This is a genomic window from Massilia sp. GER05, assembly GCF_052056005.1.
Taxonomy (GTDB): Bacteria; Pseudomonadota; Gammaproteobacteria; order Burkholderiales; family Burkholderiaceae_D; genus Telluria; species Telluria orientalis.
In genome coordinates this window covers 3,740,830-3,764,239 of sequence record NZ_CP178858.1, presented here as the reverse complement: position 1 = coordinate 3,764,239, position 23,410 = coordinate 3,740,830, and the positions used below count along the sequence as shown (strand labels likewise).

Sequence of the window (23,410 nt, the reverse complement as noted above, 5' to 3'; positions counted from 1 at the left end):
GTAGGCGTGTGTCGCGCGAAAAATTGTTAATGTGCGCGACCACGACAACCAGAAATGAAAATGGCATACATCAGCGCAAAAGCGCTGATCTACAGATATGCTCGAGGAGGGGATGGGAATCGAACCGGCCTAAAGGGCTTTGCAGTCCGGTGCATAACTGCTTCATCGCCGCAATACAGCGACAGACTGCGGGCCTTGAGCACGTTTAAAGTAGTTCTGAGCCGGAGATTCATATCGCACAAAAAAGCTCGCCGAAGCGAGCCTTTTTAAACTATAAGAGCGATGTTTCCAGAAGGAAACCTCACTCCCACTCGATCGTCGCCGGCGGTTTCCCCGAAATGTCATACACGACACGGTTAATCCCGCGCACTTCGTTGATGATCCGGTTGGAGACCTTGCCCATCAACTCATGCGGCAGATGCGCCCACTGCGCCGTCATGAAGTCCAGCGTCTGCACCGCACGCAGCGCGACGACGTATTCGTAGGTGCGGCCATCGCCCATCACGCCGACGGACTTCACCGGCAGGAACACGGCGAACGCCTGCGACGTCGCCTCGTACCAATTGGTCGGCGCCTTGCCCGCGTCGATGCCCGGCACGTGCGGCACTTCGAATGGCGTCTTGCGCAGTTCTTCGATGAAGATCGCGTCCGCTTCGCGCAGCAGGTCGGCGTACTCGCGCTTCACTTCGCCGAGGATGCGCACGCCCAGGCCCGGGCCCGGGAACGGGTGGCGGTAGACCATGTCGTGCGGCAGGCCCAGGGCGACGCCCAGCTTGCGCACTTCGTCCTTGAACAGTTCGCGCAGCGGTTCCAGCAGCTTCAGGTTCAGCGTTTCCGGCAGGCCGCCCACGTTGTGGTGGCTCTTGATCGTCTGGCCCTTCTTGCCCTTGCCGGCCGATTCGATCACGTCCGGGTAGATCGTGCCTTGCGCCAGCCAGCGGGCCGCCGTCAGCTGCTTGGCCTGCTCCTGGAACACTTCGACGAATTCGCGGCCGATGATCTTGCGCTTCTGCTCCGGGTCGTTGACGCCGGCCAGGTGGCCCATGAACTGGTCGGACGCGTCGATGCGCAGCACCTTCACGCCGAGGTTCTTCGAGAACATGTCCATGACCATCTTGCCTTCGTCCTTGCGGAGCAGGCCGTGGTCGACGAAGACGCAGGTCAGCTGGTCGCCGATGGCGCGGTGGATCAGTGCGGCGGCCACGCTCGAGTCGACGCCGCCCGACAGGCCCAGGATCACTTCATCGCTGCCGACTTGCGCGCGGATCTTCTCGACGGCTTCGCTGATGTAGTCCGGCATGTTCCAGTCGCTCTTGCAGCCACAGATCTCGTGCACGAAGCGGCCGATGATGGCTTCGCCCTGCGTCGTGTGCGTCACTTCCGGGTGGAATTGCAGCGCGTAGAAGCCGCGCTCTTCGTCGGCCATCGCGGCGATCGGGCAGCTCGGCGTCGAGCCCATCAGCTTGAAGCCCTGCGGCATGTCGAGGACCTTGTCGCCGTGGCTCATCCACACCTTCAGCATGCCATGACCCTCGTCCGTGACGAAGTCGTTGATGCCGTTCAGCAGTTTCGTATGGCCGCGGGCGCGCACCTCGGCGTAGCCGAATTCGCGGACTTTACCGTTCTCGACCTTGCCGCCCAGTTGCGCGGCCATCGTCTGCATGCCGTAGCAGATGCCCAGCACGGGCACGCCCAGTTCGAACACGGCCTGCGGCGCGCGCGGCGAATCGCCTTCCAGCGTGGAGTTGTGGCTGCCGGACAGGATCACGCCCGAGGCGCCGTAGTTGCGGACGAACTCGTCGCCGATGTCGTAGGGATAGACCTCGGAGAACACGCCGGCGTCGCGCACGCGGCGGGCGATCAGTTGGGTAACCTGGGAACCGAAGTCGAGGATGAGGATCTTGGAGTGCATGTATATGGTGATGTGAATGGTGGGCACGGGGTGCCCACCCTACGTCGGACGGTATTGGTAGGGTGGGCACCCCGTGCCCACCAGGCCGCAGCGCGTTTATTCGGTGCGGTAGTTCGGCGCTTCTTTGGTGATCTGCACGTCGTGCACGTGCGATTCACGCATGCCGGCCGACGTAATCTCGACGAACTCCGCCTTCTCGCGCAGTTCTTCGATCGTCGCGCAACCGCAGTAGCCCATCGACTGGCGCACGCCACCGACCAGCTGATAAATGATCGCCAGCACGCTGCCCTTGTAGGCGACGCGGCCTTCGATGCCTTCCGGGACGAACTTGTCGGCCTTGCTCGACGCTTCCTGGAAGTAGCGGTCGGCGGAACCTTCGGCCATCGCGCCCAGCGAACCCATGCCGCGGTAGCCCTTGTAGCTGCGGCCCTGGTACAGGATCACTTCGCCCGGCGCTTCTTCCGTGCCGGCGAACATCGAACCCATCATGACGGTGTGCGCGCCGGCGGCCAGCGCCTTCGAGATGTCGCCCGAGTAGCGGATGCCGCCGTCGGCGATGCATGGGACGCCTGTGCCGGCCAGCGCTTCGGACACGTTCGAGATCGCGGTGATCTGCGGCACGCCCACGCCGGCCACGATACGCGTCGTACAGATGGAGCCCGGGCCGATGCCGACTTTCACTGCGTCGGCGCCCGCTTCCACCAGCGCGCGTGCGGCGGCGGCCGTCGCGATGTTGCCGCCGATGACGTCCACGTGCGGGTACGTCGTCTTGATCCATTTCACGCGGTCGAGGATGCCTTGCGAGTGGCCGTGCGCCGTGTCGACCACCAGCACGTCGACGCCGGCTTTCACCAGCAGGTCCACGCGTTCCTTGTCCTTGTCGCCCACGCCGACGGCCGCGCCGACGATCAGCTTGCCCTGCGCATCCTTCGACGCGTTCGGGTGTTCGTGCGACTTCAGGATGTCCTTGACGGTGATGAGGCCGCGCAGTTCGAACTCGTCGTTGACGACCAGCACGCGCTCCAGGCGGAACTTGTTCATCAGGCGCTTGGCCTCTTCCGTACCGGCGTCTTCCTTGACGTACACGAGCTTGTCGCGCGGGGTCATCTTGGCGCGCGCCTCGGCGTCCAGGTCCTCTTCGAAACGCAGGTCACGGTTGGTGATGATGCCCACCACCTGCTTGCCCTCCACCACCGGGAACCCGCTGATGCCATGCTGCTGGGCCAGGGCCAGGACTTCGCGGATCTTCATCGTCGGCGGAATCGTGATCGGATCGCGCAGCACGCCGGCTTCGAAACGCTTCACGCGCGCCACTTCGCGCGCCTGGTCGGCCGGACGGAGGTTCTTGTGGATGATGCCGATACCACCTTCCTGGGCCATCGCGATCGCGAGGCGGGCTTCGGTCACGGTGTCCATGGCGGCGGACAGCAGCGGAATGTTCAGCGAGATATTCCGGGTCAGCTTGGTGCGCAGTGACGTGTTGGCCGGGAGGACGTTGGAGTAGGCCGGGACGAGCAGCACGTCATCGAACGTGAGTGCTTTCTGGAGGAGACGCATAGTTTATTTCCTATAGGCGCAAAAGCGAATTATACAGAAACTCCAGGAAAACGTCGCAAGCTTGGCAAAAAACGACTGAAATCACCCATGGGCGGCGATTGACAGTGGCCGTCCGGCATGGCGAAATCGGACCATGAACCGTTACTCTCTCCTGCTGCTGGCGGCCGTCGCCGTGTCCGCGCCCGCCCTCGCCCAGTACTCCTGGATCGACGACCACGGCACCCGCGTGTTTTCGGACCGCCCGCCGCCGCCCGGCACGCCGCCGTCGCGCATCCTGAAAACGCCGCGCGGCGTGGCGTCGACCGAGGCCACGCCAGCCGAGTCCACCAGGCCCGCGGCCCCCACCCTGGCCGACCGCGACGCCGACTTCCGCAAGCGCGCGGCCGAGCGCGATGCGGACGAACGCAAGGCCACGGAGGACGCGCAGCGCAAGGCCGACGGCGCCGCGCAATGCGCCGCGGCCCGCCGCAGCGAGGCCGTGCTGACGTCGGGCGTGCGCATCGCGGAGATGGATGACAAGGGCGAGCGCGTCTTCGTGACGGACGAAGAAAAGGCGCGTCGGCTGGTTCAGGCCCGGCGCGTGCTGGCGGACTGTCCGTCCCGGTAGGGTGGGCACCACGTGCCCACGCGTGACGTATGCGGTGTGTTGGCGTTGCGCGTGGGCACAGGGGTGCCCACCCTACGCGGCGGTCTGCTTCTTGGCCGCGCGCTTGCGCCGCGAATCTTTCGGGTCGGCCACGAGCGGGCGATAGATTTCCACGCGGTCGCGCAGTCCCGGTAGGGTGGGCACCACGTGCCCACGCGTGACGTATGCGGTGTGGTGGCGTTGCGCGTGGGCACAGGGGTGCCCACCCTTGTATTATCCTTCTGAGCAATTTGCTTACCTGAGGGGCACCTCAGGTTCTGAGCAGCTGGATGCCGAGCCCACCCTTTGGCACGAGCCAGTTTCGTAGATTTCGCACCAGCTGCTCTCCCTCGTTCGAAGATCGGACAGTATCTTTGGCCCGGCTAGCCGTGAGCCCGTATTTCGCAAGGTGGATCAGAAGAGGATATCGATGCAAGAGTGGTACCTGGGAATTGACGTTGCCAAGAAAAAGCTCGACTGCGCGCTGCGCCAACCGGACGGCAAGCACAAGCATAAGGTTTTCGACAATACGCCCAACGGATTTAAAGAGTTACAACAATGGATTTGCAGCTTTGACGTGCCCCAGCTTCACGTCTGCATGGAGGCTACCGGGGTGTACTGGGAAGCCGTCGCCGAGTATCTGGCGAACCATCAGTACGTGGTCAGTATCGTCAATCCGGTGCAGATCAAAGCGTTTGGTGCGTCGCGTCTTGTCAGGACCAAGACTGACAAGGTCGACGCGAAGTTGATCGCTGATTTCTGCAAGGAGAGTCGGCCGGAACCGTGGAAGGCCCCGTCTTTGCAAGAACAAGAGTTACGGGCCATGGTGCTGCGCCTGGACGCTCTTCAGGAGATCCGGACTCAGGAAAGTAATCGTCTCGAAGTGGCGCGTGAAGCCGTCAAGGACGGCATTACATCCCATATCGTCTGGCTTGACGAGGAAATCGCGCATCTCAGCAAGAAAATTCGCGATCACATCGACAGCGATCCCGATTTGAAGGACCGGAAAGCGCTGCTGGACAGCATTCCTGGCGTCGGTGAACGTACGATCGCATTGCTGCTGGCTTTTTCGCTCGCTCCAGGCCGGTTCGCGAACGCCCGACAGGTGACTGCCTATGCCGGGCTCGATCCGCGGCATCATGAGTCAGGCAGCAGCGTTCAAGGAAAGACACGCATCTCCAGGGTCGGTCACAATCTGATCCGGAAAGGCTTGTACATGCCGGCTATGGTCACGTTGTATCGAACGAACTGGGGAAAGCGCTTCCTCGCTCGTTTGTCCAGCGCTGGAAAAAAGCCCATGGTCATTATCGTCGCCATGATGAGAAAGCTGCTTCATGTCGCCTTCGGCGTGCTGAAGTCCGGACAAAAGTTCAATCCAGACCTGCACGCCGCTTGACCGGGATAACAGTATCTACGCGGCGGTCTGCTTCCTGGCCGCGCGCTTGCGCCGCGAATCCTTCGGGTCGGCCACGAGGGGGCGATAGATTTCCACGCGGTCGCGCAGTCCCGGTAGGGTGGGCACCACGTGCCCACGCGTGACGTATGCGGTGTGGTGGCGTTGCGCGTGGGCACAGGGGTGTCCACCCTACGCGGCGGTCTGCTTCCTGGCCGCGCGCTTGCGCCGCGAATCCTCCCGGTCGGCCACGAGCGGGCGATAGATTTCCACGCGGTCGCTGTCGCGCAGTCCCGGTAGGGTGGGCACCACGTGCCCACGCGTGACGTATGCGGTGTGTTGGCGTTGCGCGTGGGCACAGGGGTGCCCACCCTACGCGGCGGTCTGCTTCCTGGCCGCGCGCTTGCGCCGCGAATCCTTCGGGTCGGCCACGAGCGGGCGATAGATTTCCACGCGGTCGCTGTCGCGCAGTCCCGGTAGGGTGGGCACCACGTGCCCACGCGTGACGTATGCGGTGTGTTGGCGTTGCGCGTGGGCACAGGGGTGCCCACCCTACGCGGCGGTCTGCTTCTTGGCCGCGCGCTTGCGCCGCGAATCTTTCGGGTCGGCCACGAGCGGGCGATAGATTTCCACGCGGTCGCGGTCGCGCAGCGCGGTCTCCAGCGTCCTTTTTTTCCCGTAGATCCCTACCGGCTGGGTCACGAGATTGATGTCCGGGAACGCGGCCAGCACGCCGCTCTGCTCGATCGCCTGCCCGACCGTCGTGCCGGGTGCGACACGCAGCGGCCGGATGAACTCGTTCTGCGGCAACGCGTACATGACGTAGACTTGCAATTCCGCCTGCTCAGCCATAGATCACCTCGGCACGCTTGCAGAACGAATCGACCATCGTGTTGGCGATCATGCCGAACACGGGTCCGACGAGCTGCTCGAGGATAATGCTCGAGAACTCGTACTGCATGTCGAAGTCGATCTTGCAGGCGTCGGCGCGCAGGGACTTGAAGTTCCACGTGGCCTCCAGCATCTTGAAAGGGCCGTCGACGAGGTGCATCTTCATCTGGCCTGGACGCTGGTTGTGATTCGATGTGGTGAAGCTCTGCTTGACCCCGTGGAAGTTGATTTGCAGGCAGGCCACCAGCTTCTCATCGCTGCGTTCGAGCACTTTGACGCCGCTGCACCAGGGAAGGAATTTCGGATAGTCCTCGACTTTTGCGACCAGATCGAACATCTGTTCCGCGCTGTACCCGAGGAAAACTGATTTGTGCACTACTGCCATTGGTCAACCGTTTGTTATGATGTTGGTTACGTTGCGTCGCGCTCGGCATTTCAGAAGCGCGACGACGGTAGTTTAACCGACGCGCGGAAATTAGCGATTTCATGAGTATTATTGACAATAAAAAAGCCTTTTTCGACTACTTCATCGAGGACCGCTACGAGGCCGGCCTCGTGCTGGAAGGGTGGGAAGTGAAGGCGATCCGCGACGGCCGCGTGCAGATCAAGGAAGCGTACGTCGTCGTGCGCAACGGCGAACTGTACCTGTTCGGCGCGCACATCAGCGCCCTCACGACCGCCTCCGCCTGGAGCCATCCGGAAGCCCTGCGCACGCGCAAGCTGCTGCTGCACAAGGCCGAGATCGACAAACTGGTCGGCAAGGTCGAGCGCTCCGGCTACACGCTCGTCCCTCTCAACCTGCACTTCAAGGGGGGCCGCGTGAAATGCGAAGTCGGCCTTGCCAAGGGCAAGAAACAGCACGACAAGCGCGATACCGAGAGAGACCGCGACGCCAAGCGCGAGGTCGACAAGGCGATGAAGCAGCATCGCCGCTGATGCCGATCATTGCGGCTGTGGCTCCGGCATGGCCGACGAATGGTGGCTCGTGATCAGCCATTTCCCGCCTTCCCACCGATACGTGAACGTGTAGCGGGCATGGACCACCTGCCCCGTCGCGCCGAACGTGAACGTGTACAGGCCGGCGTCCACCGCCGTGACGCAGGCGATGTCGACGAAGCGCAGCCCGCCAGCATGCAACAGACCGCGGGTGGGATGCCCAGGCCCAAGACCCTGGACGCAAGCGCCTGGCGTCCGGAGACACGCATTGGATGCTCCTTTCGGCGACCATGCCGGTTCATGACAACCGTTGGACAGCACCGAGGCCGATCCGTTCCGCGCCCCGCGCAGGGCTTTACCGATAACTCTGCAATTCCCGCGATCCCGTCACCAGCGAGCCCGCGGCCGGCGTACCGCCGCTGTAGGCGATCGCCCGCACCATCTTGAGGGTGCGCGTGTCGCCGCCGGACGCATCGCGCCAGCGCGTGGCGCTTTCCGTCCGCGTGATGCCGTTGACGGTCCAGGTCGTCGTCGAGTCGAACTTGTAGGCGCTGAACGTGCCCGCGGCGATCGTGATCGTCTCGATGCCGGACAGCGTGCCGTTCTGCGTGTAAGTCACGCCGGCGCCGCCGTTGCAGGTCTCGGTGTATTGCGTGGCCCAGCCGGCGCCGACGGCCAGCGTTGCCGGTGCCCCCTGGCTGCCCTGGTACGTGCAGTGCGTGACGACCGTGCCCTTATCGATCGTCATCGCGGCCACCTGCCCGGCCGCGTCGTACTGGAAGTCCGTCGGGTACAGGGTCTGGTCGACCGCGCCGGACACGACGCGGTTGTGCGAGGGATCTTCTTCGTGCACGGCGAACGTGCCATCGGCATTGACCGCCGTGACGTCGTCGTCCGCCGTGCGGTGTAACGTGTTGTTCAGGGTGTCGGCCTGCTGGTCGGCATAGACGAGATGCGCGCCCGCTTTCGGCGGCACGAAACGGTAAGTGACCGTTGCCGCCGCCTGCGCCGGGGCGCCGCCGCTGCTTCCTCCGCCCCCGCAAGCGCTCAACAGCGCCGCCGCAACCAGACCCGCCAGTATCGTTCGATGCATCGTTTCCCCATTCCACGGAAGTGAATGAGGAATTATTGCCGGGATGATCCCGGCCTGACCACTTACGGATTCGTAAGGTTCGTCAGGCCGCCGCCACCCGCTCCCGCGCCATCGCATTGCCCAGCTGGCACGCGCAGAAGCTGGCCGCCAGCCCCACCGCCACGCCGCACGCAAGCTTGAAGGCGCTGTCGAACAGCAGCGGCGCGACGAGGCCGGAGACGAGTGCGAACGACATCATCTGGATGAACGCCAGCATCGACGACGCGAGGCCGCGGTTGTCGGGGAACAGGCCCAGCGCGCTCACCTGGATCGCGGGCATCGCGACGGCGAGGCCGAACGTGTAGACCATCAGCGGCAGCACGGCCCACGGGATCGTCACCGCGTCGCCGGCGGCCGCCGTGTAGCCGACGTTCAGCACGCACGCGAGGAGCATCGTGCCGAAGCCGATGGCGCGCATGCGCGGCGCCGGGATGCGCGCGGCGCGCTTGCCGCCCCACGCGGAGCCGATCACCATGCCGCTGATCAGCGGGATGAACATCCACGCGAACGCCGTCTCGGGCAGGTGCAGGATCTCCATCACGAAGTTCGCGGCGGAGCCGATGTACAGCGACAGCCCGCCGAACGCGAGGCCCACGGACAGCGACAGCAGCACGAATTGCGGATGCCCCAGCACCTTCAGGTAGTTGCGCGCGATGGCCACGCCGTGGAACGCGTGGCGCTTCTCGCGCGGCAGGCTTTCCGGCAGCAGCTTCCAGGTCGCGAGCAGCATCACGGTGCCGAACAGCGCAAGGAACACGAACGTCGCGCGCCAGCCGAACGTCACGTGCAGCCAGCCGCCCAGCACCGGCGCGATCGCGGGCGCGAGGCCGAACACCATCATGATGTGCGACATGATGCGCTGGGCGTCCGCGCCCGTGAAGCGGTCCTGCACGATGGCCTGGCCGATGACGGAGCCGGCCCCCGCCGACATGCCCTGCAGCGCGCGGAACAGCAGCAGCCAGCCGAACGTGGGCGCGAGCGCGGCGCCGGCCGAGGCCAGCGTGTAGACCGTCAGCGCGACCATGATCACGGGACGGCGGCCGAACGAATCGGACAGCGTCCCGTAGAACAGCATCATGAACGCGAACATGAAGAGGAAGACCGACAGCGTCTGCTGCACGGCCACGGGGCCGACGTCGAATGCCCGGCCGATGGCGGGAATCGACGGCAGATAGGTGTCGATGGCGAGCGCGCCGACCATGCCGAGGCAGGCGAGGATGACGGTGAGGAGTCTTTGCATATGCATGCCTTGAATAAAACATCGGCTCTGCAGGATGCGAGCGTCCGAAGGACGAAATTGTAGCGGGATTTGGATCAACCGTGCAGCGCGCCGCCGTTCATAAGGCGGCGCGCCGGAACACCGAGGGCACGCAGGCGCAGCCAGTGCCGCCTGCGCGCACGCGATCAGTCGGGATGGTACAGCGACATGCCGAAACGCTCCGTGCGCGGCATCCAGTTGCCCTGGTAGTCGGCGGAGACGAGCACGCGTTCGGCGCGGCCCACGAGCAGCTTGCGCGGCACGAGGCCGATCACGCGCGAGTCGGCGCTGTTGTCGCGGTTATCGCCCAGCATCAGGTATTCGCCCTGCGGCACCGTGACCGGGCCGAAGGTGCGCGGCGCCAGCACGTCCGGCATGATCTGGATGTGGCGCGGCCCGCGCGCGGGCTTGTCGCCCCACGTCTCGGCCAGCTGCAGCGCGCGCATCGCGGTGCCGCCGACGGAATCGAGCGAGTGTTCGACGACGCGGTAGTCGGCACCCTTCCCGTTGATGTACAAACGTTCGTTGCGCATCTCGACGACGTCGCCCGGCAGCGCGACGACGCGCTTGATCAAGAGGGTGTTGTCGCGCGGGGAGCGGAACGTGACGATGTCGCCGCGCTGCGGCTCGCCCAGGTGCGCGAGCACGACGTTCGTGAGCGGCACCTTGAGGTCGAACGCGAGGCGGTTCACGAGCACGACGTCGCCTTCCAGCAGGTTCGGATGCATCGACGCGGACGGGATCGGATTCCAGTCCGCGACCGCCGTGCGGAACACGCCGAACAGGACGAGAAACGCCAGAAAGCCTTTGTTGTTGCGCGCCCAGTTCTTCATTCATGTCTCCCGCTCGTGGAATGTTCTTGTCGCTCTGCCGATGTTATACGCGGCTTGCCTTAACCGAGAATTAAGCCGCCCGTATGCATGCGCGCCGCGTCACCTGGATTTCGTGCGGAAGAAGCGCCACGCCTCGCCAGCCGTGGAATCGAACCTGCCATCTGCCACCTCCTCGTCGAATCGGAATGGCGATGGTCGCACCGGCCGCCGCGGCCGTCACCTCGCCGGATCGACAGGTCGCGCGGGCCTGAGCGCGGGCCTGAGCGCGTACCAGGCCCCGACCAGCACGGGCAGCGCCAGCGCGGCCGCGGCGATCACGTCCCACACGCCGTCTTCCAGCAGCCCCGCGACGAGCCCGAACACGGTCGCCGCGCCCAGCAGCAGCGGCATGCCCCACACGCGGCGCAACGGCGCCGTCATCGCACCTCTCCTTCACGTGCGAACGCGGGCGCGGCGTCCGCCTGTGCGCGCGCGGTCCGCGCCGCCGCGCGCCGGCGCCGCAGCCACAGGTACAGGCCGCTGCCCAGCACGACGATCGTCGCCACGTCCAGCAGCGCCCACACGAATTTCATGCCGGCGCCGCCGTAGTCGCCGAAATGCAGCGGCTGCGACAGCAGCAGGGTCTTGAGGTACCACGGCAGCTCCCGGCGGTCCGTCACGGCGGCCGTCTGCGCGTCGACCAGCACCGGCTGGTACAGGCGCGACGTCAGCGCCGCGTCGCCATGCATGTACACGCCGTAGTGGTGCGGGGTCGCGAACGGCGTGCCGGGGAACGCGATGAAGCCGACGCGCATGCCGGGCGCCGCCGCTTCCGCATGGCGCACCGTCACCTCCATCGACGCGAGCGTCACGGGCGCGGCCTGGCCCGCGTAAGGCTTCGTCATCTCGGCGATCTCCGTCACTTGCCACACCTTCAGCAGCACGTCGGCCAGCGTGTTCACGACACCCGTCGCGCCCACGACGAGCGCCCACGCGAGCGTGACGATGCCCAGCAGGTTGTGCAGGTCGAGCCATTTCAGGCGCGCCGTGCGGCCCTGGCGCACCGTGCCGAATTCCAGCTTGCGCATGAACGGCGCGTACAGCACGACGCCGGACACGATGGCCACGAGCAGCAGCAATCCCATGAAGCCGAGGAACAGCTTGCCCCACACGCCTGCGAACAGGTCGACGTGCAGGTGGAAGAGGAATTGCATCACGCCGCCGCCCTCGATCGGCGGCTCGCCGACGAATTGCGCGGTGCGTGCATCGACGGCGATGCTCTTGAAATCCGGGTCGTTCGCGTGGGCGCCCATCGTCAGGAACCACAGCGACGGTTCGTCCGGCTCCTGCGACATGTACATCATGACCTTGTCGGGATAGCGCGCCTGGCCGGCGGCAATCACGCGGTCGAGGCGCGCCGGCGCCTGCGGCGCCGACAACTGCGGCGCCTCGATGTCGTTGCCGAGCAGGTGGCCGATCTCGTGGTGATAGATCAGCGGCAGGCCCGTCAGGCACAGCAGCAGCATGAAGACGGTGCAAATGAGGCTGCTCCAGGTATGGATCCAGGACCAGCGGCGGAGGTGTGCGGGAGACATGAGCGGGAAACGGGGCGGGATTGTTGCGGCTGAGGCCAAATAATAATAGTTCTCATTTACGAACGCAAGAACGCTCCGTATAATGAGAATTATTCTCATTAAACAAACAACGTTACCATGAAGTCCGCGCCGTTTCCCCGCACCATCCTCACGCCGATCGCCGTCGGAGCCCTCCTCCTCTCCGCCTCGGCCTCGGCCCAGACGACCGACGACGGCATCGCCACCGTCGTGGTCACCGCGTCCGCCGACGCGTCGGCGCAGGGCCTGCCGTCCGCCTATGCCGGCGGCCAGGTGGCGCGCGGCGGGCGTCTCGGCCTGCTGGGGAACGTGGACATCATGGACGCGCCGTTCAACGCCACCAATTACACGCACGCGCTGATCCAGGACCAGCAGGCCAGGAGCGTCGCGGACGTCGTGCAGAACGATCCGTCGGTGCGCGTGGCGCGCGGCTTCGGCAACTACCAGGAGCTGTACGTGATCCGCGGCTTCGCGGTGAACTCGGACGACCTCGCGTATAACGGTTTATACGGTTTGCTGCCGCGCCAGTTCGTGGCCAGCGAGCTGCTGGAACGCGTGGAAGTGCTGCGCGGCGCGAACAGCTTCATCAACGGTGCGGCGCCGGGCGGCGGCGGCATCGGCGGCATGATCAACCTGCTGCCCAAGCGCGCGCCGAACGCGCCCCTGAACGAAGTGACGGCCGGCGTCGAATCGGGCGGCCAGGCCTACGTCGCGGCCGACGTGGCGCGCCGCTTCGGCCCGGACAACCGCGCCGGCATCCGCGTGAACGCCGTCCGCCGCGACGGCGACACGGCGGTCGACCGCGAACAGCGCGAGCTGTCCGTGTTTTCCGTGGGCCTGGACTACCGCGGCGACCACTACCGCGTGTCGGCGGACGTCGGCTACCAGGACCATCAGCTGCGCAACGGCCGCCCCAGCGTGACCGTGGGGTCCGGCCTCGCGATCCCGGCCGCACCGGATGCCGACAGCAACTTCGCCCAGCCGTGGACACATTCGAACGAGCGCGACACGTTCGGCACCCTGCGGGGCGAAGTCGACCTGGCGCCGCACGTCGTCGCGTGGGCGGCACTGGGCGCACGCGAAGGCCGCGAATCGAACGTGATCTCCTCGCCGACGACGACCGACAACGACGGCGGCACCGTGATGACGCGCTTCGACAACGAGCGCAAGGACAATGTGCGCACGGGCGAGATCGGCGTGCGCGGCGACTTCGCGGCCGGCTCCGTGAAACACACGGTCAGCGCCACCGCATCTGCCTTCGAATCGAAATCGGACAATGCCTATGCGTTCGGCGACTTCGCCGGCTGGCGCTCGAACCTGGTCCGGCCCGTCGACGTCGCGGCACCTGGCGCCAATGCCTTCACCGGCGGCTCGCTCGCGAATCCGCTGCTGACGGCGAAGAGCATCCTGTCCAGCTATGCGGTGGCGGACACGCTGTCGTTCCTGGACGACACCGTGCGCGTGACGGCCGGCGTGCGCCACCAGCGCATCAAGTCCTACGGCTACGACTACAACACGGGCGCGCAGAACAGCGCGTACGACGAAAGCGCCAACACGCCGGTCGCGGGCGTCGTCTACAAGCCTGTGAAAAACGTGTCGATCTATGCGAACTACATCGAGGCGCTGCAGCAGGGGCCCACCGCTTCGGGCGTCAACGTCATCAACCAGGGCCAGATCTTCGCGCCGTACACGTCGCGCCAGAAGGAAGTGGGCGTGAAGTACGACAGCGGCAAGCTGGGCATGAGCGCCGCGCTGTTTTCGACGGCGCAGCCGCTGGGCCATATCGAGAACGGCGTGTTCGGCGTATTCGGCGAACAGCGCAACCAGGGCCTGGAACTGTCCGTGTTCGGCCTGCCGATGCACGGCCTGCGCGTGCTCGGCGGCCTCACGCTGCTGGACGCCGAACAGCGCCGCACGGCCGGCGGCATCAACGACGGCAACGATGCGATCGGCGTGCCCCGCACGCAGCTGAATCTCGGCGCCGACTGGGACGTGCCGCAGGTGGCGGGCCTGTCGCTGAACGCGCGCGCCATCACCACGTCGCACCAGTACGCGGATGCGGCGAATACGCAGCAGTTGCCGTCGTGGACGCGCCTCGACCTCGGCGCCACGTATGCGACGCGCGTGCTCGACCGCGACGTGACCGTGCGGGCGCGCGTGGACAATGCGTTCGGGCGGAATTACTGGGCGTCGGCGGGCGGCTATCCGGGCTACGGCTATCTGGTGCTCGGCGCGCCGCGCACGTTCACGGTGTCGGCGACGGTCGACTTCTGACGTTCACGCATGGGCACGGGGTGCCCATCCTACAGCCGATATCGTAGGGTGGGCACCCCGTGCCCACCAATCGCCGGCGTCATCACGTCAGGCCGATGTGGATAGCCATACCTACCCACACGGCGAATGCCGCCGCCGCGAGGCAGGCGGCGTACGCCACCAGGGCACGCCCGCGCTCCGCTTCATCGCGGCTGCGTACGAGATAGTACGGAATCGTGGCGACCGTGAGCGCCACGACCGCCACGCTGAGCCAGCGCGACCTGCGGAACCCGCGCGCATCGCTGTCGCCGCGGTACCATAAAAAACCCAGGTAGCTGACGGCGACGCCGACGACGAAGTGCAGTTGCGCTGCCGCGTCGGCATGGCCGGCATCGAGCAGGCCCGTGCCGGCCATCAGGACCATGATCCACAACACGACACGCTGGTGACTCATCGCGGCTCCTTGCGCCGCGGCGAATCCGTCAGCGCGATTTGATGACGTCGGACAGCTTACGGAATCGGCTGGAGTTGCCGTTGATCATCATCACGCCTTCTGCGACTTCACGATCGTCAGCGCCGACGCGATCAGGCCGCTCATGTCGCTCATGTCGGCCGGAACGATGACCGAGTTGTTCGTCTTGGCCAGGTTGCCGAAGGCGTGCACGTACTCTTCGGCCACGCGCAGGTTGACGGCATCGATGCCGCCCGGCGAGCGGATCGCCTCGCCCACCTGGCGCAGCGCGCTGGCGCTGGCCTCGGCCAGCGCGATGATGGCCGCGGCCTCGCCCTGCGCACGGTTGATGGCGGCCTGCTTCTCGCCTTCCGAGCGGGCGATGGCCGCTTCGCGCTCGCCGCTCGCGATGTTGATCGCTTCCTGGCGCCGGCCCTCCGACGCGGCGATCAACGCGCGCTTCTCGCGCTCGGCCGTGATCTGGCGCTGCATCGAGTGCAGGATCTCGGCCGGTGGCGTGAGATCCTTGATCTCGTAGCGCAGCACCTTGACGCCCCAGTTGGCGGCCGATTCGTCGATCGCGTTGACGATCGTCGTGTTGATGTGGTCGCGCTCCTCGAACGTCTTGTCCAGTTCCATGCGGCCGATCACGGAGCGCAAGGTCGTCTGCGCCAGCTGGGTGATGGCCTGGATGTAGTTCGACGCGCCATACGACGCGCGCATGGCGTCCGTCACCTGGAAATACAGGATGCCGTCGACCTGCAGCTGCGTGTTGTCCTTCGTGATGCAAACCTGCGGCGGCACGTCGAGCGGGATCTCCTTCAGGCTGTGTTTATAGGCGATGCGGTCGACGAAGGGCACGACGATGTTCAGGCCCGGCGCCAGGGTAGCGTGGTACTTGCCGAGCCGCTCCACCACCCATGCGTGCTGCTGCGGCACGACGTTGATGGTCTTGATGACGAACACGATGGCGACGATGAAGATCACCAGCGCGACGGTTCCGAACGTGAATTCCATGGGTTTCCTTCCTTGAAAAAGGTGATGGTCAGGCGAGCAGTTCGTAGGCGACGCTGCCGAGCCCCGCCGCGACGACAAGCACGAGGCAGAAGCCGGCCAGGCGCAGCAGGGCGCGGCCCTTCTGGCCGGACGGACGGCTGCGTACGAGGTAATACGGCACGGCGAGGACCGCGAACATCACGATGCCCACGTTGAGCAGGGCCGTGCGGCGGTAGTGGTAGGCGTCGCTGTCGAGGCGGTACCAGCAAAAGCTCAGGAAGCTGAACAGCACCGTCGACAGGACGGCCCAGCCGTTCGACTGGACACCCAGTGCCATCTCGCGCGCGTCGACGACGCCGAACACGAGGGTCAACGCCACCAGCAGGGTCAGGACGTGCTTCTTGGTCATGGATTGCCCACCACGAGCCGGCTGCCGTGCACTTCGACGATGCGGAATTCGCCCGCATGCGGCGCGACGCCCTGCCCGAGCTCCACGTCCCACAGCGCGCCGCGGTACATGACGCGCGCGCGGCCGTTGTCCCAGGCGGGCACGGTCACGCGCTGGCCGATGTCCAGGTTGACGTTGCGGTCGCGCTGGGCATCCGCCCGCGCCGGATGGCCGAAGCGCGAGCGGTGCAGCAGCCACGTCGCGAGCACGCCGACCGCGGCGGCGGCGATCGCCTGCCCGGGCCCGCCGGCGCCGGCGAGCGCGACGATGCCGCCGGCCGCGAGACCGATGGCGATCATCAGCAGGTAAAACGTCCCGGTGAACAGCTCCAGGATCACGAGCACGCCGGCCGCTACCAGCCAGCCCATCCAGTCAGCCATGGTTTCCTCCGTGGTCGGATCGAAAGATAAAAAACCCCCGCCGCCCGCTACGGGTGACGAGGGTCGCGTAATTGATATCGGGTTCAATGATCGTGTCGGTGATCAAATCGTTATCGCCAGTCTAGCGCGTCTGTGCGCGGAGTCAACGGTCCTGCTTCGGCCTGACGAGTACGGCGTCGGCCGGCGCGGCGCAGGCGCGGGTGCAGCGCAGGTAGGCGTCGTCGCATTTGCCCGCCTTGCCGATCCGGCGCGCTTGCGTGCCCGCATTGCCGAGCGCCCGCGCCGCCTCCGAAGGCACCTGCTCCTGTGCCGCGCGCGCCATCGGATTTTTCTCGGGCAGGTCGAGCAGCGAGCCGCCGTCTTCCCGCGCCAGCCCCTCCGCATTCCCCCGGCATTCGCGCTTCTCGGCGCTGCACATCGACTTGCACAGGCTTGCATCGGCGGCATGACCCGCGCTTGCCCACAGTGCTCCCATCATGATTGTCAACCAGGCCAGGCGCTTCATTCACATCCTCGACAAAACTATTTGCCAAAGTGTAACGTTTTTCCGTACCAAGTCAACAACTTGTTGCTTCAGGCTCAACATCGTGCCCGCGTTGATGCATATCGCGCCGTGACCCGCTTGCCGCGGCAGATCAATTGCCATGCGGAAATCAACGCCAATAATGCGGTGCATCGCCTTCTGGAGATCCGCCATGTTCAAACGTCTGCTCGCCGCCTTCCGCACCCGCACGACCGCCGCCGCCCCGGCGCCCGCCATCGACGATGTCATCACGGCCTGTGACGAACACGGCCGCCAGGTGGTCATGGCGCGGGAGGAATGGCGCGACAAGGTGCTGCATCCGCAACTCAAGCAGCACTGGGACACGGCGGACGCCTTGTACGGCACCATCCTTACCGCGCTGTCCGACGGCTTCGCGCCCGAGTTGCTGACGGCGGCCGCACGCCTCGTCGAGATCGACGGCCTGCCGGAACGCAGCCATGTCACGCACGGCATCGTGCTGCTGGAAAGCGGCAGGCACGACGAGGCCGAGGCCGTGCTGCAGGCCGGCATCCGGACCTGCGGCGAGACGGCCGCGCTGCTCACCAACCTCGCCAAGGTGAAGCACGACCGGGAAGACTCGGCCGGCGCGTCCGACCTGTTGCGGCGCGCCATCCGGCTCGACCCGAACTTCGAGCATGGGTTGAACGGCTGGCTGGCCGTCGAGCGCGCGCGCGCGGGCGAAGCGGGCTTCCTGCAGGCGCTGCAGGAAGCGTGCGCCCTCCCCCGCAGCTGGCGCGCGCGGCTCCTGCTGGCCCGGCACCATCTCGCCGCCGGCGACCTCCCGGCGGCGCGCGAGCAGTACACGGCCGTGCTGGCCGAGGAGGACGTGGACGGCAGCGCCCTGATGACTTTGGCGGCCGACCTCGGGCAATATGGCCACACCGGCCTGATCGTCACGCTCGTCGGACCCATCTACGACCCCACCCGGCACGGTCCGCAGGCCGCTTTCCACCTGCTGCGCGCCTGCCTGGAAACGGAGCGCGTGGCCGAAGGCGAGGCGCTGCTGGGGCGCCTACGGGCCGTTTCGGCGCCGCCTTTTACACGCCATCTCGACGAGTTCCAGCGGGCGTTCGATCGGTTGCACCGAACCGTGGTTCACGCTTGACGTCAACTTGTTGCACATGTCCGCGTGGGCACGGTGTGCCCACCCTACGGTTGCATTGCTGTAGGGTGGGCTCCCCGAGCCCACGCGCAACGCCGAGACGTCACATGTGCAAAAAAAAACCGCTGCCGAGGCAGCGGTCTTTGATTGGAAGCTCAACGGCTTATTGCATCGACGCCAGCTTCTGCCACGTATCGATCACCGAGTCCGGGTTCAGCGACATCGATTCGATGCCCTGCTCCATCAGCCACACGGCGAAGTCCGGGTTGTCCGACGGCCCCTGGCCGCAGATGCCCACGTACTTGCCCTTCGCGCGGCAGGCCTTGATCGCCAGGGTCAGCATGGCTTTCACGGCCGGGTCGCGCTCGTCGAAGTCCTTGGCCAGCAGTTCCATGCCGGAGTCGCGGTCCAGGCCCAGCGTGAGCTGCGTGAGGTCGTTCGAACCGATCGAGAAGCCGTCGAAGTACTCCAGGAACTGCTCGGCCAGGATGGCGTTCGACGGCACTTCGCACATCATGATGACGCGCAGGCCGTTCTCGCCGCGCTTCAGGCCATATTTCGCCAGCAGCGCGATGACCTTCTCGGCCTGGCCCAAGGTACGCACGAACGGGATCATGATCTCGACGTTGGTGAGGCCCATCTCGTCGCGCACGCGCTTCATCGCCATGCATTCCATCTCGAACGATTCGGCGAAGTCCTCGGCCAGGTAGCGCGCGGCGCCGCGGAAGCCCAGCATCGGGTTTTCCTCGTCCGGCTCGTAGCGCGAACCGCCGATCAGCTTCTTGTACTCGTTCGACTTGAAGTCGGACAGGCGCACGATGACGGGCTTCGGCCAGAACGCGGCGGCGATCGTCGCGACGCCTTCGGCCAGCTTGTCGACGTAGAACGCGCGCGGCGACGCATGGCCGCGGGCGACCGACTCGACGGCCTTTTTCAGGTCGTTGTCGATGTTCGGGTACTCGAGGATCGCCTTCGGGTGCACGCCGATGTTGTTGTTGATGATGAACTCCAGGCGGGCCAGGCCCACGCCGCCGTTCGGGATCGACTGGAAATCGAACGCGAGCTGCGGGTTACCGACGTTCATCATGATCTTGGTCGGGATGGCCGGCAGGTCGCCGCGCGCCGATTCCGTCACTTCCGTTTCCAGCAGGCCGTCGTAGATCCGGCCCTCGTCGCCTTCGGCGCAGGACACGGTCACGAACGTGCCGTCCTTCAGCGTTTCCGTCGCGTCGCCGCAGCCGACGACGGCCGGAACGCCCAGTTCACGGGCGATGATCGCCGCGTGGCACGTGCGGCCGCCGCGGTTCGTCACGATGGCCGATGCGCGCTTCATCACGGGTTCCCAGTTCGGGTCGGTCATGTCGGCGACCAGCACGTCCCCCGGCTGCACACGTTCCATTTCGGACGGATCGTTGATGACGCGGACCGGACCGGCGCCGATCTTCTGGCCGATGGCGCGGCCCGAGGTCAGCACGGTGCCCGTGCCCTTCAGCTTGAAGCGCTGCTGGGAATCCGTCGCCTTCTGCTGCGACTTCACGGTTTCCGGACGGGCCTGCAGGATGTACAGCTTGCCGTCGCGGCCGTCCTTGCCCCACTCGATGTCCATCGGGCGGCCATAGTGCTTCTCGATGATGACGGCATACCTGGCCAGCTCGACGACTTCCTCGTCCGTCAGCGAATAGCGGTTGCGCTGCTCGATCGGCACGTCGACGGTCTGCACGGAGCGGCCGGCCTTGGCTTCCTTCGTGAATTCCATCTTGATCAGCTTGGAGCCGATGTTCTTGCGGATGACGGGCTTCTTGCCCTGTTCGAGCATCGGCTTGTGCACGTAGAACTCGTCCGGGTTGACGGCGCCCTGCACGACGGTCTCGCCCAGGCCGTAGCTCGACGTGACGAACACGACGTCCTTGAAGCCGGATTCCGTGTCGATCGTGAACATGACGCCGGCGGCGCCCGTGTCGGAACGGACCATGCGCTGCACGCCGGCCGACAGCGCGACTTCGGCGTGGGTGAAGCCTTTATGGACGCGGTACGAGATCGCGCGGTCGTTGTACAGCGACGCGAACACGTGCTTCATCGCTTCCAGCACGTTGTCGATGCCGACGACGTTCAGGAACGTCTCCTGCTGGCCCGCGAACGAGGCGTCCGGCAGGTCTTCCGCGGTGGCGGACGAGCGCACGGCGAACGACACTTCCGTGTCCGAATCGGCCACGAGGCGGTCGTAGAAGGCTTCGATTTCGGCCTGCAGGCGCGGCTGGAACGGGGTGTCGATGATCCACTGGCGGATCTCTGCACCCGCGGTGGCCAGTGAACGTACGTCGTCGATGTCCAGGCCTTCCAGGCGCCGGGCAATGCGGTCACCGAGAGAGGGACCGCCGTCGACCGAGTGGTTCAGGAAGTCGCGGAAGGCCTGGGCCGTGGTGGCGAAGCCGCCCGGCACGCGCACGCCGGCCTCGGCCAGCTGGCTGATCATCTCGCCGAGCGACGCGTTCTTGCCGCCGACCGACTCGACGTCGGTCATGCGCAGGGTTTCGAACGAGGCGACGTAGACCGCTTCGCTCGCGCCGGCCGCCGTGGGATCGGGCGCCTTCAATACTGCATTCGACAGGTTAGTCATGATAAAACACCTTTTTGATGATGGAAATCTGTACGGCGGATGCGCCGACGGCCGGATGACGGACGAGCCTGGCTAGGCAGCGGCGGCGCGCCGAGCAATCGTTGCTCAAGGCGGGCTTCGCGCGGCAGGCTGGTCGAGTTTCCGGGGGATTTCTTGTTATTCTTGGCGTCGTAAAGCACAATCCAACAACCCGTTCCCGAGCATTTTACCGCGCGCGCCCGGGTTTCACAGCCCAACCAGCTGCAACTTTGTCATTATCTGTCTAAAAAACATCATGTCTTTCGCTAACACCCCAGGCAGTCCGGGCGCCGCGCGCACCGTTTTCTTCGTTTCCGACGGCACGGGCATCACGGCGGAAACCTTCGGCCACGCGGTGCTGAGCCAGTTCGAGATGCGCTTCCGGCAGATCCGCCTGCCGTTCATCGACACGATCGACAAAGCCTACGCGGCCGCCCGCCGCATCAACGACGCCGCGATCGCCGACAACCAGCGCCCGATCGTGTTCTCGACTCTGGTGAAACACGACCTGTCGGCCGTGATCCGCGCCGCGCAGGGCATGCACATGGATCTGTTCCAGACCTTCGTTGCCCCGCTCGAGCAGGAATTGCGGGTGAAGTCGACGCACACGATCGGCCGCATCCACAACGTCGTCGACACGGAGGAATACAAGAACCGCATCGAGGCCATCAACTTCTCGCTGGCACACGACGACGGCCAGTCGCACAAGAACCTGGCGGATGCGGACGTGATCCTCGTGGGCGTGTCGCGCTCGGGCAAGACGCCGACGAGCCTGTACCTCGCGATGCAGTACGGGATCAAGGCGGCGAACTACCCGCTGATCCCGGACGATTTCGAGCGCAACAAGCTGCCGTCGGCGCTGCCGCAGTTCAAGCACAAGATCTTCGGCCTGACGATCACGCCGGAACGCCTGTCCGAGATCCGCAACGAGCGGCGCGCGGGCAGCAAGTATGCGTCGCTGGAGAACTGCCGCTACGAGGTGAACGAGGCCGAGCAGCTGATGCGGCGCGAGGGGATCCGGTGGCTGTCGTCGACCACCAAGTCGATCGAGGAGATCGCGACGACCATCCTCCAGGAGATCAAGCCGGACCGGCGTGAATACTAGGGGTCAGAGCCCGGTTCTTCTTTTAGGGGCTCTGACCCCGGTGCTAATCCGCGGCGCAATTGACCACCGGGGTCAGAGCCCAACCAGCAACACCGGGCTCTGACCCCTCTAGAAGAAATGGCGCCAATCCTCGAGCCAGCCGGGAAATTCGTCGGCCGGCATCGGATTGGCGATGTGGTACCCCTGCGCATACGTGCACCCGAGCCCCTGCAGGAAATCCCAGTCCTGCCGCGTCTCCACGCCGACGGCGACGGACATGCGATCGAGGCTGTGCGCCAGCCCGAGGCACGATTTCAGCACGGTGCCCAGCTGGCGCTTCTTCGACGCGCCGTCCACGAACGAACGGTCGATCTTGAGTTCCGAGAACGGGATGCGCGCCAGGATCTGCAGGTTCGAGCGCCCCGTGCCGTAGTCGTCGATCGCGAGGCCGAAGCCCAGCATGCGCAAGCGCACGAGGCGTTCGATGAAGTCGGCGTCGAAGCTGAGGATCGAGGATTCCGTCATCTCGAACGTCAGGTAGTCCGGCAGCACGCCGTGGCGCTGCATCGTCGACGTCACCTGGCGGATGAAGTTCGGATGCGCCAGCGTCTCCGGCGCCAGGTTCAGCGAGATGGAGATCGGGATGCCCTGGTCGTGGTAGTGGCGGCACCGCTCCACCGACATTTCCAGCATCGTCCAGTCGAGGAAGTCGATGCGGTTGTTCGCTTCCAGCGCGCCGATGAAGGCGGAGGGACCCAGCACGCCGTGCTCGGGATGGCGCCAGCGGGCGAACGTCTCCAGGCCTTTCACCTGGCCCGTCGCCAGTTCGATCTTGGGCTGGAAGAACGGCTCGAACTGGCGCTTCTGCAGGCCCACGCCCACTTCGGCGAACGTGAAGCTGGGGCCGGGCGCCGCCGCCGGCGCGCGCCGCGGCGCCTGGTAATTGTCCAGCAAAACCTTGAGTTTCGTGCTCGTGACGGGCTTGGCGACAGTGCCCAGCAGGTCGACGCCATGCGCCTGCGCGAGGCTCTCGACGGAGAACAGCACGCTTGCCGGCTGGGCGCCGACGACGATCAGCCGCGCGTCCGACTTCAGCGCGGCGATCGCGCGCAGCAGTTCCAGGCCATCCATGCCGCCCAGGTCGAGGTCGATGACGGCGACGTCGATCTTCGGGGTGAAACCCGCCTGCAGGGTGCGCAGCGCCATCGGGCCGTCCGGCACGTCGGTAACGCGCGTGGCGCCCACCTGGCCGAGCGCCTCGATCAGCGCGCGGCGCTGCACCGGGTCCGCTTCCGCGACCAGGAAGTGCAAAGAGTGCAACTGCGTTTGCCCCATGTCCATCTCGACTCCGTCATAACGTGCACGAAGCGTAACCGAACGGGCTTATC

The 23,410-nt window shown here is 65.5% G+C and carries 26 protein-coding genes and 2 pseudogenes; 6 read left to right on the top strand and 22 right to left on the bottom strand.

Translation table 11 applies throughout. The annotated features are described in order from the left end of the window. Positions 1-301: 301 nt before the first annotated feature. Together guaA and guaB are read right to left on the bottom strand one after the other, a co-directional pair. The gene (guaA, locus tag ACL58G_RS16945; RefSeq protein ID WP_440962531.1) at positions 302-1,912 is read right to left on the bottom strand and encodes a glutamine-hydrolyzing GMP synthase; all 1,611 of its coding nucleotides are present in this window, start codon (positions 1,910-1,912) and stop codon (positions 302-304) included. 96 nt (positions 1,913-2,008) lie between these two features. Then, entirely contained in the window at positions 2,009-3,469 is a 1,461-nt protein-coding gene (gene guaB / locus ACL58G_RS16940) for an IMP dehydrogenase (RefSeq protein WP_413385378.1), read from the bottom strand. Between the two features lie 133 nt (positions 3,470-3,602). On the opposite strand from guaB, the gene ACL58G_RS16935 reads away from it, so the two are divergent. Next, positions 3,603-4,076, top strand: coding sequence for a DUF4124 domain-containing protein (locus ACL58G_RS16935; protein ID WP_440962530.1), 474 nt, complete (start codon positions 3,603-3,605; stop codon positions 4,074-4,076). Between the two features lie 72 nt (positions 4,077-4,148). Here the strand turns inward: ACL58G_RS16935 and ACL58G_RS16930 are convergent, their stop codons facing one another. Then, on the bottom strand, positions 4,149-4,262 hold the full coding sequence (locus tag ACL58G_RS16930) for an RnfH family protein (RefSeq protein ID WP_440962529.1): 114 nt from the start codon (positions 4,260-4,262) through the stop codon (positions 4,149-4,151). 262 nt (positions 4,263-4,524) lie between these two features. Between ACL58G_RS16930 and ACL58G_RS16925 the strand changes: the two genes are divergently transcribed. Continuing rightward, the gene (locus ACL58G_RS16925) at positions 4,525-5,490 is read left to right on the top strand and encodes an IS110 family transposase (protein ID WP_413381204.1); all 966 of its coding nucleotides are present in this window, start codon (positions 4,525-4,527) and stop codon (positions 5,488-5,490) included. Positions 5,491-5,505: 15 nt separating this feature from the next. On the opposite strand, the gene ACL58G_RS16920 is transcribed toward ACL58G_RS16925, so the two are convergent. The 5 genes and pseudogenes from ACL58G_RS16920 to ACL58G_RS16900 all read right to left on the bottom strand — a co-directional run bounded on the left by ACL58G_RS16920 (position 5,506) and on the right by ACL58G_RS16900 (position 6,763). Continuing rightward, entirely contained in the window at positions 5,506-5,619 is a 114-nt protein-coding gene (locus ACL58G_RS16920) for an RnfH family protein (RefSeq protein WP_440962528.1), read from the bottom strand. A gap of 60 nt (positions 5,620-5,679) precedes the next feature. Continuing rightward, entirely contained in the window at positions 5,680-5,799 is a 120-nt protein-coding gene (locus ACL58G_RS16915; protein ID WP_440962527.1) for an RnfH family protein, read from the bottom strand. Positions 5,800-5,859: 60 nt separating this feature from the next. Beyond that, positions 5,860-5,985, bottom strand: a pseudogene (locus ACL58G_RS16910) (RnfH family protein); the annotation flags it as partial. 54 nt (positions 5,986-6,039) lie between these two features. Continuing rightward, positions 6,040-6,339, bottom strand: coding sequence for an RnfH family protein (locus ACL58G_RS16905; RefSeq protein ID WP_440962526.1), 300 nt, complete (start codon positions 6,337-6,339; stop codon positions 6,040-6,042). Continuing rightward, positions 6,332-6,763: a type II toxin-antitoxin system RatA family toxin gene (locus ACL58G_RS16900; protein ID WP_413344034.1), complete on the bottom strand. Its 432-nt coding sequence runs from the start codon at positions 6,761-6,763 to the stop codon at positions 6,332-6,334. The genes ACL58G_RS16905 and ACL58G_RS16900 overlap by 8 nt, the downstream gene beginning before the upstream one ends. A 101-nt stretch (positions 6,764-6,864) precedes the next feature. On the opposite strand from ACL58G_RS16900, the gene smpB reads away from it, so the two are divergent. Continuing rightward, positions 6,865-7,314 carry an SsrA-binding protein SmpB gene (smpB, locus tag ACL58G_RS16895; RefSeq protein ID WP_056435493.1) on the top strand — a complete coding sequence of 150 codons (450 nt, stop codon included), beginning with the start codon at positions 6,865-6,867 and terminating at the stop codon, positions 7,312-7,314. Between the two features lie 6 nt (positions 7,315-7,320). Here the strand turns inward: smpB and ACL58G_RS16890 are convergent. From ACL58G_RS16890 to ACL58G_RS16865, 6 genes and pseudogenes are all read right to left on the bottom strand, one after another. Continuing rightward, positions 7,321-7,485 (bottom strand): annotated as a pseudogene (locus ACL58G_RS16890) (DUF4440 domain-containing protein); the annotation flags it as partial. 184 nt (positions 7,486-7,669) lie between these two features. Then, on the bottom strand, positions 7,670-8,407 hold the full coding sequence (locus ACL58G_RS16885; RefSeq protein WP_440962525.1) for a hypothetical protein: 738 nt from the start codon (positions 8,405-8,407) through the stop codon (positions 7,670-7,672). Between the two features lie 82 nt (positions 8,408-8,489). Next, positions 8,490-9,686 (bottom strand): multidrug effflux MFS transporter, encoded by a 1,197-nt coding sequence (locus ACL58G_RS16880; protein WP_440962524.1) that lies wholly within the window; start codon positions 9,684-9,686, stop codon positions 8,490-8,492. Between the two features lie 164 nt (positions 9,687-9,850). Beyond that, the gene (lepB, locus tag ACL58G_RS16875; RefSeq protein ID WP_413385367.1) at positions 9,851-10,537 is read right to left on the bottom strand and encodes a signal peptidase I; all 687 of its coding nucleotides are present in this window, start codon (positions 10,535-10,537) and stop codon (positions 9,851-9,853) included. Between the two features lie 216 nt (positions 10,538-10,753). Further along, positions 10,754-10,957 carry a hypothetical protein gene (locus ACL58G_RS16870; protein ID WP_440962523.1) on the bottom strand — a complete coding sequence of 68 codons (204 nt, stop codon included), beginning with the start codon at positions 10,955-10,957 and terminating at the stop codon, positions 10,754-10,756. Beyond that, the gene (locus ACL58G_RS16865) at positions 10,954-12,111 is read right to left on the bottom strand and encodes a PepSY-associated TM helix domain-containing protein (RefSeq protein ID WP_440962522.1); all 1,158 of its coding nucleotides are present in this window, start codon (positions 12,109-12,111) and stop codon (positions 10,954-10,956) included. Before ACL58G_RS16865 ends, ACL58G_RS16870 begins: the two co-directional genes overlap by 4 nt. Positions 12,112-12,228: 117 nt before the next feature. Between ACL58G_RS16865 and ACL58G_RS16860 the strand changes: the two genes are divergently transcribed. Continuing rightward, a complete protein-coding gene (locus ACL58G_RS16860) occupies positions 12,229-14,403 on the top strand; it encodes a TonB-dependent receptor (RefSeq protein ID WP_440962521.1) in 2,175 nt (724 codons plus the stop codon). 82 nt (positions 14,404-14,485) lie between these two features. Here the strand turns inward: ACL58G_RS16860 and ACL58G_RS16855 are convergent, their stop codons facing one another. The 6 genes from ACL58G_RS16855 to ACL58G_RS16830 form a co-directional block, all read right to left on the bottom strand. Then, positions 14,486-14,836: a hypothetical protein gene (locus tag ACL58G_RS16855; RefSeq protein ID WP_440962520.1), complete on the bottom strand. Its 351-nt coding sequence runs from the start codon at positions 14,834-14,836 to the stop codon at positions 14,486-14,488. A 90-nt stretch (positions 14,837-14,926) separates the two neighbouring features. Continuing rightward, a complete protein-coding gene (locus ACL58G_RS16850) occupies positions 14,927-15,850 on the bottom strand; it encodes an SPFH domain-containing protein (protein WP_440962519.1) in 924 nt (307 codons plus the stop codon). Between the two features lie 28 nt (positions 15,851-15,878). Further along, complete coding sequence (locus tag ACL58G_RS16845; protein ID WP_413385355.1) at positions 15,879-16,238, bottom strand: hypothetical protein; 360 nt, start codon at positions 16,236-16,238, stop codon at positions 15,879-15,881. Beyond that, on the bottom strand, positions 16,235-16,657 hold the full coding sequence (locus ACL58G_RS16840; RefSeq protein ID WP_413385353.1) for an NfeD family protein: 423 nt from the start codon (positions 16,655-16,657) through the stop codon (positions 16,235-16,237). The genes ACL58G_RS16845 and ACL58G_RS16840 overlap by 4 nt, the downstream gene beginning before the upstream one ends. A gap of 142 nt (positions 16,658-16,799) precedes the next feature. Then, positions 16,800-17,135 (bottom strand): hypothetical protein, encoded by a 336-nt coding sequence (locus tag ACL58G_RS16835; protein WP_413385351.1) that lies wholly within the window; start codon positions 17,133-17,135, stop codon positions 16,800-16,802. 27 nt (positions 17,136-17,162) lie between these two features. Next, positions 17,163-17,354, bottom strand: a complete 192-nt coding sequence (locus tag ACL58G_RS16830) for a hypothetical protein (RefSeq protein WP_440962518.1) — start codon at positions 17,352-17,354, stop codon at positions 17,163-17,165. Here ACL58G_RS16830 and ACL58G_RS16825 point away from each other — a divergent pair. Next, entirely contained in the window at positions 17,353-18,306 is a 954-nt protein-coding gene (locus ACL58G_RS16825; RefSeq protein ID WP_440962517.1) for a tetratricopeptide repeat protein, read from the top strand. The genes ACL58G_RS16830 and ACL58G_RS16825 overlap by 2 nt on opposite strands. Before the next feature lie 160 nt (positions 18,307-18,466). Here ACL58G_RS16825 and ppsA read toward each other — a convergent pair whose 3' ends face one another. Further along, positions 18,467-20,824 carry a phosphoenolpyruvate synthase gene (ppsA, locus tag ACL58G_RS16820; protein ID WP_440968050.1) on the bottom strand — a complete coding sequence of 786 codons (2,358 nt, stop codon included), beginning with the start codon at positions 20,822-20,824 and terminating at the stop codon, positions 18,467-18,469. Between the two features lie 370 nt (positions 20,825-21,194). Here ppsA and ppsR point away from each other — a divergent pair, with 370 nt between their 5' ends. Continuing rightward, positions 21,195-22,043, top strand: coding sequence for a posphoenolpyruvate synthetase regulatory kinase/phosphorylase PpsR (gene ppsR / locus ACL58G_RS16815; RefSeq protein WP_056135226.1), 849 nt, complete (start codon positions 21,195-21,197; stop codon positions 22,041-22,043). 108 nt (positions 22,044-22,151) lie between these two features. Here the strand turns inward: ppsR and ACL58G_RS16810 are convergent, their stop codons facing one another. Further along, positions 22,152-23,363, bottom strand: coding sequence for an EAL domain-containing response regulator (locus ACL58G_RS16810; protein ID WP_440962516.1), 1,212 nt, complete (start codon positions 23,361-23,363; stop codon positions 22,152-22,154). Positions 23,364-23,410 lie beyond the last annotated feature (47 nt).